Raw genomic sequence first — 14,158 nt, 5'->3', positions numbered from 1 at the left:
ACCGTAAGTCTGGTTGGGGATAAAACAAGGCGAGTCATGGCTAAATGCGCAAAAATAGTGGGTTGGTTGTTATTAATCAGCGCAATTTCTCTGATGGCATTATGGAAAACCCTGCCACAGTGGTTACCCAAAGTGGCACATTATTGGTTACCCGTGGGGAGTCAGATAACGCTGGCTACGCCACCGGTATGGCGTGACGGCGCACTGCGTATCAAGCAATTGCGCTATTCGATACAAGACTGCACCCTCGCAAATATGAATCAATTGAGTGTCGGCTACCATCAGGGGCGCTGGCAACTTGCGGCCGGTAATGTTGCGTTGGATACTGCTTGTTTGAGTAAATTACCGACTAATGGCGACAGCGCACCACTGAATTTAGCTTACTGGCAACAGCAGTTATCGGTATTGGATCTGGATATCAGCAATTTGCAGATTACGCCCTGGCAGCAATATGCCGGTAAACTGACCCTCACCTCGCCCGATAAGCTTAAATTGATTCAAGAGTTACGTTATCAGGGGCCGCAACTGAGCTTTGCCGCGACCCTTGATCAGGATCAACAACTGAGTTTGCATCAATTCTCTATTGCGGTTCCTGGTACCCCGCAGCCTTTCGAACTCAGTGGAAAAATAAAGATTCCTTTGTCACTGGATGATTGGCCGGAACAGGGTGAATTACAGGGGATGCTAACCACCGGTTATCTGTCTAAACCACTGCTTCTAAACTTGAGCTGGCAACAGCAGCAAGGTGTGCTGACGCTCACTGAGCGTGGCGATGATGTGCCGCTCGCACGGTTGCCATGGCGTGTTGCGGTAAACCAAATTCAGCTAGTTAACGGACAGTGGCAATGGCCATACGCGCAGCAACCATTAAGTGGCGGTATTAACCTGACGTTACATGACTGGGACCAAGGGTTGGATCAGACCTCAGTTGACGCGCGAATTAATGTGATTACCTCTGGGCAGAGTGGTAAGGGTAATGCCGTATTGACCCTCGGGCCGGGTAATCTGAGCATGATAAACAGCGATTTAAAATTCCAACTCAGTGGTCAGGCTAATCTGGAGAAAATGGTGCTTAATGCCACCATTCCAGGGCTGCTCAGTGGTTCGGTGTTGAACCCAACGTGGGTGCTGCACCCGGGGGCGTTACTGCGCGCGCATGGCAATGTGACGCCTGAATTGCGGATAAGAGATGCTCGCTGGCCATTGGCTGGTGTCAAGGTCACGGCTGCCGGGGTTAGCGGGCGTCTACAAGCCATCGTTGATGCACAAGACAGCTATTGGGGTAATTTCAACCTGCATTTGGATGGTCAGGCGCAAGAGTTTTGGCCGGATAAAGGTTATTGGCAGTGGCGTTACTGGGGCAATGGTCACCTGCCGCCACTGGCTGCTCGCTGGGATATGGCGGGCAAGGGGAGTTGGCGCGATACATTAATCACCGTTGACCAGCTCTCGACCGGTTTTGATCGGTTGCAATATGGCCTGGTTAAGGTTGAGGCGCCAAGACTGACATTGGTGAAACCACTCACCTGGCAGCGCGATAACCATCACCCAGCCTTTATTGCCGGTTTTGCGTTAGGGGCGAAAAAAGTGTCGTTCAGCGACGGGGGCGGTTATCTACCTCCCGCTGAATTATCTTTGCAACTCAATGGTCGGGAACCAAACAGCTTTCTGTGGCAGGGGCAATTGCAGGCGCAGCCTATCGGGCCGATCCCACTGCGCGGCCGCTGGGATGGCGAGCGGTTACGGGGTGAGGGCTGGTGGCCGAAACAATCGTTAACCGTATTCCAGCCGCTTATCGCATCCGAGTTAGGCATCAAACTGCGTGATGGAGAGCTGTATGCTCAGGCGGCCTTTTCGGCAGCCCGAGAACAAGGCTTTACCGCCGGTGGTCACTGGGTGGTGAAGAATGGCGGGATGTGGCTGAAAGACGGAGAAATGAGCGGGTTAGATTTTGTCATGTCGTATCGCTTGCAGAATCACCACTGGCAGTTGGGCGCGAAAGACCCGGTGATGTTGCGTATCGCCTCAATAAGCAACTTGTTTGAAATGCAGAATATAACTGCTGATTTACAAGGTACTTATCCCTATTCTGATGATGCACCGTTAACTTTGAGTAACGTCGGTATGGACATTCTTAACGGCCATCTGAGTTTGTCCGCGTTACGCTTACCGCAACACGACGCCGCCGTGCTGAAATTAACCGCCATTGACTTGAGTGAGCTATTTACCGTGCTACAACCGAAACAGTTTGCGATGTCGGGGAAGGTCAACGGGGAATTGCCTCTTTATCTCAATAACCCACAGTGGTTGGTGCGTAATGGTTGGATTGCTAACGATGGCAGGGTGACATTGCGCCTCGATCAAGATCTGGCCAATTCAATCGGTGATAGTAACTTTGTCGCCGGTGCTGCGATTGATTGGTTACGCTATATGGAGATTTATCAATCTTATGCCAAAGTGGATCTGGATAATTTGGGGCAATTGACATTACGCTCGAAGATTCATGGTGTGAATACGCAAAAAAACTCAAAGCGTGAGATAGTATTGAATTATCAGCATCAGGAAAATGTGTTCCAACTCTGGCGTAGCCTGCGTTTTGGTGACAATTTACAAGAGTGGCTACAACAGACGCTTTCTTTACAACCAACAGTGATACCGGCGAGGACGAAGGAATGAAGATCTTGACAGGGGAACATGTGGCAATAGCTTTGGGTGTTTTGATGCTCAGTGGCTGTTTACGCCTTGAGGTAGCGACACCGGAAAAACCGATCACTATCAATATGAACGTCAAGATTGAGCATGAAATCCAGATAAAAGTTGATAAAGATGTGGAAAACTTGCTTAAAAATCAATCCAATCTATTTTAAGGAGCCACAATGAAAAAGCAAAATTCAGGCTGGATTGGTGGCAGGCTAAGGCTGATTCGAGTGATGTTGGGGTGGACGATATTGAGTGGCAGTTTGCTGTTCAGCGCCATGGCTTTCGCCCTGACCGTGGAACAGGCAAAGCAGCAAGGGCGGGTTGGCGAAACCCTGAGTGGTTATTTGGCTCCGGTCAAAAAAGATCCTGAGACACTGGCGTTGGTAGAGCAAATCAATATTGCCAGAACAGAGAAATATCAGGAAGTGGCGCAGAAAAACCATATTTCAACTGAAGATGTTGCCAAGCTGGCAGGGCAAAAGTTAGTTAACCGTGCGGCTGCCGGTGAATATGTGCGCGGTATTAATGGCCAGTGGATGCAGCGCTAATTGTTGCGATGATGGTATCAATGACGCTATGGAAAACGCCCGTCTCAGCACGGGCGTTTTTTATGTCTAAACTTCGGGTTGCTGAAATATTGATTTCGACGGTATTGGCCTTAGCTTAAAAAATAACCCGCTAGCGCTCAGGGTGTAAACTGGCCGTAGCAGGATGCCCAGCGAGGCTATCGAGTGATTCTTTGCGATAATAGGTATCTGCATGCCCTGGTTGCTCAACTTTAACAATCAGGGTCAGCACAGCAGCAATCAGATACAGCGCAGTATAAACCCACACCACGCCAACAATATCGAAGAAAGGTAACACCAGCGAGGCAATCGCCGGGGCAACAAAGTTACTCAGACCCGCAGACAAGTTATAAATCGAGATGGCTGCACCTTTGTGTTCCGGTTCCAATACCGGGAATACTGCGGTCATCGGAACGAAAGCGGCTACGGTTATCCCCAACATTACTGCCGGGATCAGGGCCGCCCAGAAATTATGGCCGAAATGAACCGGAATATAGTAGAACGCCAGACTAGAAAGGGCACAACCGATACAGCCAAACCAACGCACCTGCCGCATCCAACCAATTTTTTCGCCCAAGATCCCCCACATAATATTGGTGAAAATTGTCACGAAGAAGAACACCGCCCAGATTTGCAGCCATTCAGACATGGTAAAACCAAGTCGGCCAACGAACAGGAGCGGCATAATAACGGCAAAACCAAATAATGACAGGGTGTTGATGATGCGGATTAAACAGGATAAGAAGATGTTTTTATTGGTAAACAGAATAGTGACGGCCCGTGACAACTCTTTGATTTTTTCTTTATTTGAGAGTGATGCTTTAGGGCTGGCAGTGCCAACATTGCGCAGTAATATCAACGCCATCATACCGCCGGCCATGACCCAGACAATGGCAAACCACAACGTACCGGTTTCACCAATCACCGGAATGGTGAAACTGGGCAAATAGCTCCCTATGACACCGATACCGACGGAATACATCGCCCAAAACCAACCCATGGCAGAAGAGAGTTGCTGTTTAGGGACATTTTGAACAATTAACATAACAAATGAATAGATAAATAACGGATAGGCCAACCCACGAATACCATAGAACAGCAACATTAGTGGATAACTTTTAATGCCTAAACCGAATACCATAAATAAGCAGTGCATGACCACCCACAGCACAAAACCAATCCGCATGGCGCGTTGTGGCGTGATGATCTCTGCAACCACACCAGAGCTCCAGGCGGCAATGGCAGCAGCTAAGCCATAGAGTGTAAACACAAAGGCTGATTGTGCCGGAGAAAAGCCCATATCAGTAATATGTTTGGATAAGAAAGCCATTTCAAATCCATCGCCGCTCATAAAAATGGCAATGGCAATGTAACCCCAGAACAAATTCATTGGCAAACCAAACCAGTGGGTAGGTTTTTTTTGCATAGTAAGTTCCTCTGGCGCTTGAGCGCCGGCTGGTTGAGTTGCTGGTAGGAGCAACGGTTATAGGGACAGAGAAAAGGGCGATAGGCTCGCCCGGGCTTGTTATATCTTTATTTTTTAGATGGTTATTGCGGCTGTTGTTGGCGTAACTGCCGCTGCTGTTGATAGAGCAGTCGATAGCGTTCAAGGCGCGCAAACAAGGCATCTTGCCGGTTAACATCGGGGATGAAGCGTTGGTCGATTTGTGGTTTGCTGCACACCTCCTGCTCATCACCGCCGCTGGCAAGCCACCCTAAACGTGCGGCACCTAAAGCCCCACCAGCCTCCCCACCGCTGTGGGTGACAATTGGCAGGTTAAGGGTGTCAGCCATCAATTGCCCCCACCACACACTGCGTGCACCACCACCAATCAACGATGATTGGCTCAGTTGGGTACCGGCCTGCTGTAACACCGCTAGGCCATCAGCAATACCGAAAGTCACCCCCTCCAGCACGGCATATCCCAGCGCCGCACGGTCTGTCGCATGAGTCATGCCATGAAACGCACCGGTTGCCAGCGGATCGTTATGGGGGGTGCGTTCGCCTGAAAGGTAAGGCAGGAAAATTGGTGCCAGCCGCTGCTCTGAGCGACTGAGTTGCGCAACCTCGGATAGAAGGGTGGTTTCATTGGTTCCCAGCAATTGGCACAACCAGCGCAGGGCGCTGGCTGCGGTCAGCATGACACTCATCTGATGCCAGCGATGCGGCAAAGCATGGCAAAAGGCATGAACGGCAGATTGTGGATTGGGCCGGTAGCAATCATTAACGGCAAACAATACACCGGACGTGCCCAGAGAGATGAAGCCATCACCAGGATTGATGGCACCAATCCCAACAGCACTGGCTGCGTTATCGCCACCACCGCCAGCAATAATCACTTTATCGGCTAAGCCCCACTCGCGCGCAATATCTGCTTTCAGGTAACCACTGGGTTCATTACCTTCAATCAAGCGCGGCATCACATCGCGGGATAATCCGCAGGCAGCCAGGAGAGAGTCCGACCAGTCGCGCCTGGCGACATCCAACCATAACGTTCCGGCGGCATCAGACATATCACTGACCTTATCGCCACTCATCATCCAGCGCAGATAATCTTTAGGTAGCAGTACCGTCGCCAGTTGTGCGAACACCTCCGGCTCATGGCGAGCAACCCACAGCAGTTTCGGTGCAGTAAAGCCTGGCATCGCCAGATTTCCGGCAATCTGATGCAATTGTGGGGCATTGCGGGTCAACTCATCACACTCTTCGGCACAGCGCGCATCATTCCACAAAATAGCCGGTCGCAAGATACGATCCTCGCGGCTCAACAGCACCGCGCCATGCATTTGACCCGAAAGACCAATCGCGAGGATCTCACCCCAGCGCTGGGGTATTTTATGGCGCAGGCGGCCAATAACCCGTTGTGTCGCCTGCCACCAGTCAGTGGGATTTTGCTCCGACCATAAAGGATGCGGGCGCTGCACGGTCAAGGGTTCGCCTTCACTGGCCAGAATCTGGCCCCGGTCATCAATCACCACGGCTTTAATTTCTGACGTCCCTAAATCAAGTCCAAGATACATAGCAATTCCTTGTCGATGATTAACGGTTAGCAACGAGCCAGGTATTTACCCGGTCAATCGATTGGCGCAGCAGCTGTTCAAACTGGTTGTCACTGGCTAGTGGCCCAAATAGCTTGCTGTCGCGAGCGAACAGACCTACCGGGTCAGTTGATTGGAACATGGCATGGACGGCCGCGGCGTCCAGTATTCCGTCCTGGTATTCATACGGCAGGGTGCCCTGATGCCAACTTTCCATAAATACGAAGAATAATGCGGGTAGTATCGCGGTTGCTGCTGGGGTATCACCTCGTTGGTAGCACTCCATCAATGTGGGTGTAATAAATCCGGGAATTTTGGAAAAGCCATCTGCCGCCACCCGTTGGTTGGTGTCACGAATATACGGATTACTGAAACGGTCCAGCACCACATCACGGTAATTGGCAAGATCCAGTGGGCTTGGCGACAGTGATGGGATGACATCCTGAGTCACATAGTCATAGGCCATCTGGCGAATAGCGTCAGTCTGGGTACTTTCATGAATGTAACTTCGCCCAAGCAAGGTGCCAGCCCAGGCAATACAACTGTGACTGGCATTGAGGATGCGGATTTTTGCCTCTTCATACGGCAGAACTGATTCCACCATCTCTACACCCACATTCTCCAATGCTGGGCGTCCGGCAATAAAATCGTCCTCAATAACCCACTGGATGAATGATTCCCCCATAACCGGTGCCAGATCAGCGAAACCGGTTTGTTCCAGCACCCGTGGTGCGATGTCATCAGCGGGGCGCGGGGTAATGCGGTCAACCATGGTATTGGGACTACGGGTTTGACTTGTCACCCAACTGAGCAAGCTTTGCTGGTCGCGAAGTGCGAGGAACTCAAGCAGGCAATGGCGGAAACGCTCACCGTTATGACGCAAATTATCGCAGTTCAGCAAGGTCACTGGCCCGCTCTGCATCTGTTGGCGTTGCAGCAAGATACGGCTGATAGCACCGTATATTGTGCGGCAATCACCTTTGAGGTCAGCCTGGATATCCGCATTATCCTGTTGCAGGTTAAATTGGTTATCCAGGTAGTAACCGCCCTCGGTCACGGTAAAGGAGATAACGCGCGTTTCTGGCAGACTACCTTGTGCTACCAATTGGCTCAGTTCTTTATCCCAAGGGATAATTTTGCGGATTGATGTGATTTTTTCATATTGACGCTCCCCCCCTGGTGTCACGGTTTCCAAGGTGTATTCGCCGTTTTGGGCTTGTAATGCATTGAGCAACGGGGTCGCGTCATCCCGAATATTAGCCAGAGCAATAGACCAACGATTATCGCCTATGGCCCGTAACCGGTGTAGATACCAGGCTTGGTGAGCACGGTGGAAGGAGCCTCCACCAATGTGCAACCACACTGCATGGGTGGTATTCAGAAAACTGTTCATAAATTATCTCCACAATCACGGTAAGTGTTGGCGTTATAATTTGAGCATAAGCTCTAATGTAGGGCATTTGCTCTAATGTAGGGCATTTGCTCTAATGGCGTTAGGGTAGTGTAACTTTTGCCCGAAATGTGGGCTTTGGCTCACATAACCGTAAGTAGAGATAAAAATCTGTCAAATAGAGGCGTAAGATGATGACCATTGTGGTTTCACCCCCTATCTCTATTTCAAATAATATTGCGCAGATAACTCATGCAGAAGAGTGATAAGAAGCTGGATCAAGCGGCCAGAGCGGCCTGGATGTATTACGTTGCCGGGCAGACGCAACATGAAATTGCTGATGCCCTGGGGGTTTCGCGTCAGGTGGCCCAGCGGCTGGTGGCGTGTGCTATTGATAACGGGCTGGTCAGTGTCAGCATTGCTCACCCGGTTGGCCGCTGTATGGCGCTGGCCGAACAGGTGCAAAAGCAGTATGGCTTGCATCAGTGTCAGGTGGTCCCCAGCTTGGGGATGGACAGCGCGGGTATCCAACGAGCCATTGCTGTGGTGGGGGCTGAAGTGATGTCGCAATTTCTGCGTCAAGAACAGCCACTGGTCATTGGTGTCGGCTCTGGTCGCAGTTTGAAAGCCGCCATTGATGAGTTACCTGATTTCGAACGTCCTCAGCACAGTTGTGTCTCACTTATCGGCGCTATTGCTGCTGATGGTTCCTGTACACGCTATGATGTCCCGCTGTGGATGGCCGAGAAAACACAAGGACGCTACTTTATTTTGCCCGCGCCTTTGTTTGCTGACAGCGCGGCGGATCGTGACCTGTGGTGTAATCACCGGATTTACCGCACTGTCACTGAGAAAGCAGCTCAGGCTGATGTTACGTTTATCGGTATTGGCTCAATGGGGTATCATTGTCCATTGCATAAAGATGGCTTTATTTCTACACAAGATGTCGATGTGCTCATGGCCGCGAATGTTGTGGCAGAAATGCTGGGTAATTTCATTGATATCGATGGTCAGCGCGTCGCCTATGAATTGGATCAGCGTTTAACCAGTGCCAGCTTACGTATTCAGCCAGAAAAACCGGTGATTGCTATCGCAGGTGGTAAGGAGAAACATCAGGCTATTAAAGCGGCGCTCAGGGGGCATTGGGTGAATGGTTTGGTTACGGATGAAGAGAGTGCGATGGCGGTTACTGGCATAATCACAGAGAAAAAAGCGCGCCGAAAGGCGCGCAATTAACCAATGACACTACTGGGTAACACTAGGGTAATACAAGGTCATTTTCAGTCGCGCATTGACGGAGACACCCACTTCTGCGCGAAAGTTATCAATTAAGCACTGACAACCTGAGCCAGTAACTGTTTGGCATCAGCTTGTGCTTTGGTCGCCACTTCAGGACCATAAGCAATGCCTTCTGCAAACACAAATTCAACATCGGTAATGCCGATAAAGCCCAGGAACAGACGCAGGTAAGGCACCACCAGATCAGTTGGGGTGTCTTTATGAATGCCCCCACGGCTGGTCAGAATAATGGCACGTTTACCGGTTACCAAACCTTCTGGACCTTTTTCTGTGTAGCGGAAAGTCACGCCAGCACGTGCAATCAGGTCAAAATAGTTTTTCAACTGCGTCGGGATATTGAAGTTGTACATTGGTGCTGCCATAACTATCACGTCATTGGCTTGCAGTTCCGCAATCAGCTCATCAGACAGTGCCAAAGCCTCTTGTTGGCGCGGTGTTAGCGCGGCATCTGAAGGGCGCAGAGCACCCACCAGTTCACCATCTAACACCGGAACCGGTTGAGCGGCCAAGTCACGTACGGTGATTTCGTCGTCAGCATGGGCTGCTTGCCATTGTTCGACAAAAAAGTCAGCTAATTGGTTGGACTGTGAATAAGTTGCCAGAATGCTTGATTTCAGGACCAGTACTTTGCTCATCGTAATTCCTTAACAGGTAACAGAGACTTAGGCGGTTCGCCCTTTCAATGAGATACACTTTATTAATATTTTTCTATTAGTGATAGCGCAATATTTTGCGTTCTTTGTTCGATTTAATTGAACGATGATAATCAGATAGGAAATCTCCGTCGGGTTACAGCGTAATCCGAGGCTGTGTTACCATATCAGGTAAGGGTTTATCTAATAAAAGCTATGGGGCACTCATCTATTTGGCGTCGAAAATGGGTGTATTGGCAGGTTAAAAATTGATACCGATTAATAAAAAATATATGCCAATCAAACTCATAGAATAAAATCATTGGGCTGATACCGTAGGTTGCAGCCGCATCGTAACAAGGAACACAGAACGTGAAATCTTCGCTCGCAGCATTATCCACCCAACTCGGTGAGTTGATGCTCCGTGACCAACAACGCCTGCGGCGTCGGCTGCAAGGCGCACGAAAAATTAATAATCCACAGGCCGTAGAGGCGATTACCCTCGAGCTTGAGGCTGATATAGCAACCGCCATGCAGCGGGTTATTCGTCGTCGAGCTGCTTGTCCGGCGATAACTTATCCTGAAAACTTGCCGGTCAGCCAGAAAAAGCAAGATATCTACCATGCTATTCGTGACCATCAGGTGGTGATCGTCGCCGGTGAAACCGGTTCCGGTAAAACCACCCAGTTGCCGAAAATTTGCCTGGAATTGGGGCGGGGCGTGCAAGGGGTGATCGGCCATACTCAACCACGTCGTCTGGCTGCGCGCACCGTCGCAAACCGTATTGCGGATGAACTGGATACCTCCCTTGGCGGTTGTGTCGGTTATAAAGTGCGTTTTAACGATCAAGTGGGTGAAAACACGCTGGTTAAGTTGATGACCGACGGGATTTTGTTGGCTGAAATTCAGCAAGATCGTCTGTTGATGCAATATGATACGTTGATTATCGATGAAGCCCATGAACGTAGCCTGAACATTGATTTCATCTTGGGCTATTTGCGTGAATTATTACCCAAACGCCCAGATCTAAAAGTAATTATCACTTCGGCGACCATTGATCCGCAGCGTTTCTCCCAGCATTTCAATAATGCCCCTATTATCGAGGTTTCTGGCCGCACCTATCCGGTCGAAGTACGTTATCGCCCCATTGTGGATGATGCCGATGATGTTGAACGTGACCAACTACAGGCTATTTTTGATGCGGTTGATGAGTTAGGCCATGAAAGTCCCGGCGATATTCTGATCTTTATGAGTGGTGAGCGTGAGATTCGTGATACCGCTGATGCATTGATGAAGCAAAATCTGCCCCATACGGAAGTACTACCACTCTATGCCCGCTTATCAAACAGTGAGCAGAATCGGGTGTTCCAGTCGCATCATGGGCGGCGAATTGTATTGGCGACCAACGTGGCTGAAACCTCGCTCACCGTACCTGGGATTAAGTACGTGATTGACCCCGGTACAGCTCGCATCAGCCGTTATAGCTTCCGTACTAAGGTGCAGCGGTTGCCTATCGAGCCGGTGTCTCAGGCGTCAGCTAATCAGCGTAAAGGCCGCTGTGGCCGTGTGTCAGACGGTATCTGTATCCGTCTTTATTCTGAGCAGGACTTCCTCTCTCGCCCAGAGTTTACCGACCCGGAAATTCTACGAACCAACCTGGCCTCCGTCATTTTGCAAATGACGTCACTCGGTCTGGGTGATATTGCGGCATTCCCGTTTGTGGAAGCCCCCGATAAACGCAATATCCAAGATGGTGTTCGGTTACTGGAAGAGCTGGGTGCGATACAAACCGCTGATAATGGTCATCAACAACTGACCCCGCTGGGGCGACAATTAGCGCAATTGCCCGTCGACCCTCGTCTGGCACGGATGGTGCTGGAAGCACAGAAAAGTGGCAGTGTCCGTGAACTGATGATCATTACCTCGGCTTTGTCGATTCAGGACCCGCGTGAACGGCCAATGGATAAGCAGCAGGCTTCTGATGAAAAACATCGTCGCTTTGCGGATAAGGATTCTGATTTCCTGGCGTTTGTTAACTTATGGGATTACCTGAAAGAGCAGCAAAAAGAGTTGTCATCAGCGCAGTTCCGTAAACTGTGCCGTAGTGACTTTCTCAACTATCTGCGGGTGCGCGAATGGCAGGATATCTACACGCAACTGCGCCAGGTGGTGAAAGAACTGGGTATTCCGGTGAATAGTGTTGCAGCCGACTACCGTAGCGTGCATACCGCGATATTGACCGGTTTGTTATCTCATATCGGCCAAAAAGATGTTGAAAAGCAAGAGTATACCGGTGCTCGTAACGCAAGGTTTGCTATCTTCCCCGGTTCCGGTTTATTTAAAAAACCGCCGAAATGGAGCATGGTGGCTGAGCTGGTCGAAACCAGTCGCTTATGGGGCCGCATTGCTGCCCGCATCGAGCCGGAATGGATCGAACCTTTGGCGCAGCATTTGGTGAAACACCATTATAGTGATCCGCATTGGGAGAAAGCACAGGGTGCAGTGATGGCCAGTGAGAAAGTCACCCTATTCGGTTTACCCATAGTTGCTGAGCGCAAAATCAATTACGGCCCGATTGACCCACCGCTATGCCGTGAGTTGTTTATTCGTCATGGCTTGGTGGAGGGGGATTGGCAAACGCGTCACGCTTTTTTCCGCGCCAATCTCAAACTATTGGCTGAAGTTGAAGAGTTGGAACACAAATCACGTCGGCGCGATATTCTGGTGGATGATGAGACACTGTTTAACTTCTATGACCAGCGAATTGGTCGCGAGGTTATTTCAGCCCGTCATTTTGATAGCTGGTGGAAGAAAACCAGCCAGACACAGCCAGAGTTATTGAACTTTGAAAAAACCATGCTTATCAAAGATGGCGCGAACAAAGTTAACCCGCTCGACTATCCCAATTTTTGGTATCAGGGGTCGCTTAAGTTACGGCTTTCCTACCAATTTGAACCCGGTACTGACGCTGATGGGGTAACCGTACATATTCCGTTGCCCATCCTTAATCAGATCCAAGAGCAGGGTTTTGATTGGCAGATACCGGGGATTCGGCGTGAATTAGTGATTGCACTGATCAAGTCTTTGCCTAAACCGGTGCGGCGCAATTTTGTCCCCGCACCCAATTATGCTGAGGCGTTTCTGGCCCGCGTTACCCCGATGGAGGTGGGGCTGCTCGATGCATTAGAGCGTGAACTGCGGCGCATGACGGGTGTGACAGTGTCACGTGATAGTTGGCAATGGGACCAAGTTCCAGATCATCTTAAAATAACCTTCCGTGTGCTCGATGATAAAAATCGTATTTTGCGTGAAGGTAAAGACCTTGCTGCCTTGAAGCTACAGTTACAAGAGAAAGTGCAGGAAACATTGTCCGCCGTTGCCGACGATGGTATTGAACAAACTGACTTACATATCTGGAGTTTCGGTGATGTACCGCTGTGCTATGAGCAGCGTCGTGGTGGCTATGAAGTCAAGGCATACCCGGCACTGGTGGATGAAAAAGACAGTGTCGCTATTCGCTTGTTTGATACAGAATCTCAGCAACAACAAGCTATGTGGCAGGGGACAAGACGTTTACTATTATTGAATATCCCATCCCCTATAAAGTATTTACATGAGAAATTGCCGAACAAATCCAAGCTCGGGCTCTATTTTAATCCTTATGGCAAAGTGTTGGACCTGATTGATGACTGCATTGCTTGTGGTGTGGATAAGTTAGTTGCGCAGCATGGTGGCCCCGCATGGCAAGAGGCGGAGTTCGCTCGACTACAGGAAAAGGTTCGTGCTGAACTGAATGACACGGTGGTTGAGATTGCCAAGCAAGTTGAACAAATTCTGACGACGGTATTCAGTATTAATAAGCGACTGAAAGGCCGGATAGATATCTCAATGGCATTGGCTCTCTCTGATATCAAAGCCCAGCTAGGGGGGCTTATTTATCGTGGTTTCGTGACCAATAATGGTTGGAAACGTCTGCCGGATACACTGCGTTATCTGCAAGCGATTGAGCGCCGATTGGAAAAGCTGGCTATGGACCCTCATCGTGATCGTGCCCAAATGCTACGCGTAGAACATGTGCAACAGATGTGGCAGCAATGGCTGCATAAATTGCCGCCAAAACGCCAGCAAGATGAAGATGTTAAAGAAGTTCGCTGGATGATTGAAGAACTGCGTGTGAGCTTATTTGCCCAGCAATTGGGGACAGCTTACCCTATTTCTGACAAGCGTATTCTACAAACTATCGAACAGCTTTCTGCCTGATTAGCGATTAATATCACTCCGCGTTCTAAGTATCATTGATTTAGACGCGGAGTCTCTTACTGACTAAATTCCTTCCTAATATACCGCTATAAAATTCACTATCTTTATGATTCGTCTATTTTTATCTGCATGTCAACTATGTAATAGATGAAACTTGCTGATGTTGATGCGAAGCCTCTCGAGAATTGTAAATTAACTGGGCTGCATGGCCGCGGCATTATTGCCTCCTATCTTGAACTCCCGCTATATGGGTACTGATAAATCAGACCATT

General features: G+C 49.7%; 9 protein-coding genes. 5 read left to right on the top strand and 4 right to left on the bottom strand.

The annotated features are described in order from the left end of the window. The first annotated feature begins 36 nt into the window (after nt 1–36). Genes Q2T72_RS11670 through Q2T72_RS11660 form a run of 3 tightly spaced genes read left to right on the top strand, consistent with a single transcriptional unit; the run spans nt 37 to nt 3,248 of the window. Nucleotides 37–2,676, top strand: coding sequence for a YdbH family protein (locus tag Q2T72_RS11670; RefSeq protein ID WP_083158785.1), 2,640 nt, complete (start codon nt 37–39; stop codon nt 2,674–2,676). Next, nucleotides 2,673–2,867: a YnbE family lipoprotein gene (locus Q2T72_RS11665; protein ID WP_193784655.1), complete on the top strand. Its 195-nt coding sequence runs from the start codon at nt 2,673–2,675 to the stop codon at nt 2,865–2,867. Before Q2T72_RS11670 ends, Q2T72_RS11665 begins: the two co-directional genes overlap by 4 nt. 9 nt (nt 2,868–2,876) lie before the next feature. After that, nucleotides 2,877–3,248 carry a YdbL family protein gene (locus tag Q2T72_RS11660; protein WP_083158786.1) on the top strand — a complete coding sequence of 124 codons (372 nt, stop codon included), beginning with the start codon at nt 2,877–2,879 and terminating at the stop codon, nt 3,246–3,248. Nucleotides 3,249–3,378: 130 nt separating this feature from the next. Here the strand turns inward: Q2T72_RS11660 and Q2T72_RS11655 are convergent, their stop codons facing one another. The 3 genes from Q2T72_RS11655 to dalD form a co-directional block, all read right to left on the bottom strand. Continuing rightward, nucleotides 3,379–4,692: an MFS transporter gene (locus Q2T72_RS11655; RefSeq protein ID WP_050085290.1), complete on the bottom strand. Its 1,314-nt coding sequence runs from the start codon at nt 4,690–4,692 to the stop codon at nt 3,379–3,381. Between the two features lie 122 nt (nt 4,693–4,814). Continuing rightward, complete coding sequence (gene xylB, locus Q2T72_RS11650; protein ID WP_372569213.1) at nt 4,815–6,287, bottom strand: xylulokinase; 1,473 nt, start codon at nt 6,285–6,287, stop codon at nt 4,815–4,817. Between the two features lie 19 nt (nt 6,288–6,306). Beyond that, entirely contained in the window at nt 6,307–7,698 is a 1,392-nt protein-coding gene (dalD, locus tag Q2T72_RS11645) for a D-arabinitol 4-dehydrogenase (protein WP_372569212.1), read from the bottom strand. A 249-nt stretch (nt 7,699–7,947) separates the two neighbouring features. On the opposite strand from dalD, the gene Q2T72_RS11640 reads away from it, so the two are divergent. After that, complete coding sequence (locus tag Q2T72_RS11640) at nt 7,948–8,931, top strand: sugar-binding transcriptional regulator (protein ID WP_372569211.1); 984 nt, start codon at nt 7,948–7,950, stop codon at nt 8,929–8,931. A gap of 92 nt (nt 8,932–9,023) precedes the next feature. Here Q2T72_RS11640 and azoR read toward each other — a convergent pair whose 3' ends face one another. After that, nucleotides 9,024–9,629 carry an FMN-dependent NADH-azoreductase gene (gene azoR, locus Q2T72_RS11635; RefSeq protein WP_083158789.1) on the bottom strand — a complete coding sequence of 202 codons (606 nt, stop codon included), beginning with the start codon at nt 9,627–9,629 and terminating at the stop codon, nt 9,024–9,026. Between the two features lie 369 nt (nt 9,630–9,998). Between azoR and hrpA the strand changes: the two genes are divergently transcribed. Then, nucleotides 9,999–13,886 (top strand): ATP-dependent RNA helicase HrpA, encoded by a 3,888-nt coding sequence (gene hrpA / locus Q2T72_RS11630; protein ID WP_372569210.1) that lies wholly within the window; start codon nt 9,999–10,001, stop codon nt 13,884–13,886. Nucleotides 13,887–14,158 lie beyond the last annotated feature (272 nt).

This window comes from Yersinia sp. 2466 StPb PI (genome assembly GCF_041538325.1).
Classification (GTDB): Bacteria; Pseudomonadota; Gammaproteobacteria; order Enterobacterales; family Enterobacteriaceae; genus Yersinia; species Yersinia enterocolitica_E.
The sequence above is the reverse complement of the archived record's forward strand: the minus strand, read 5'-3'. Positions and strand labels throughout refer to the sequence as shown.